Source organism: Streptomyces rhizosphaerihabitans, assembly GCF_025399795.1.
In the GTDB taxonomy this organism is placed as follows: domain Bacteria; phylum Actinomycetota; class Actinomycetes; order Streptomycetales; family Streptomycetaceae; genus Streptomyces; species Streptomyces rhizosphaerihabitans.
The window spans coordinates 1-951 of record NZ_JAODTZ010000159.1 but is presented as its reverse complement, the minus strand read 5'-3'; the positions used below and the strand labels follow the sequence as shown (position 1 = coordinate 951).

At 66.7% G+C, this 951-nt stretch carries 1 protein-coding gene; it reads left to right on the top strand.

Translation table 11 applies throughout. The annotated features are described in order from the left end of the window. Nucleotides 1-519 precede the first annotated feature (519 nt). On the top strand, nt 520-648 hold the full coding sequence (locus tag N4G66_RS45820; protein ID WP_315903779.1) for a hypothetical protein: 129 nt from the start codon (nt 520-522) through the stop codon (nt 646-648). Nucleotides 649-951 lie beyond the last annotated feature (303 nt).

Sequence of the window (951 nt, the reverse complement as noted above, 5' to 3'; positions counted from 1 at the left end):
TCCTGCACACTGCAACTACCTGTACCGCTGCCTGGCAGTTCGTGTCTGCCGGGCCCTGCTGATCTCGGCTACGAGAGAAACCATAGCCAGACGATCTCCCAATGTCTACTCCAGCCAGCATAGATTTTTGCGTGTCCGGCGGAGAGCTAGTCGGACTCGAACAACGACGATGGAAGGCTCCGGCCGGGTTGGCCGGCTGCGCGACAGGGCACAAACACAGCGCACACACCGGACATTGGACTCCACAGAGGCTTGGGGGAACTGATGGTCACGATGAGCGCAGGACGTCACACCCGACCGTTCTGTGGCATCCACCGCCGACGTACGCGAGAGCGCCCGGGCCCTTCTTAAAGCGTCTCGGCCCGATCGCGCAGGACGCCGCCGACACCGTGGTCCTGGCCGCCTCCGAACTCGTCACCAACGCCCTGCGCACGGCGGCGGCGCCTACACCCTGGACCTGGTCGCGCCCCGGACAGCATCGAGGTGGCCGTGCACGACCACTGCTCCCAGGCGCCCCGCATGCGCATCCCCGCTCTGAACAGCACCGGAGGCTTCGGCCGGCCCATGGTCAACCACCTCGCCCACGCCACCGCGGTCACCCGCCACCCGTTGGGGAGCAAGAGCGTGAGCGTCCTCCTGCCGCGGTAGCGACCGGGCGTAAGCGTCGGGCGGCGCTCCTGGCCGTTGCTGGGGAAGGCGACCGCAGTGGCAAAGTCCTGACGTCGCGTTGCCCGTCGTGCCAGCACCAGGGTCTTCGCCGGGACGGCATCTCGGCGAGGGCGGCCGGCCCTACGTCGAAACCCCGCATGCCGAATGGGTTAACCTCGCTTCCGCTTTGACTCCTGAGGCCGGATGGCCGAGCAGCAGATCCACTGCGGAATTGCCTGGCATGCATGCCTCAACTGCGGGTACGCCGTCTCTGGCCGCTCAGGAGCAGGCTGTATATGAGGA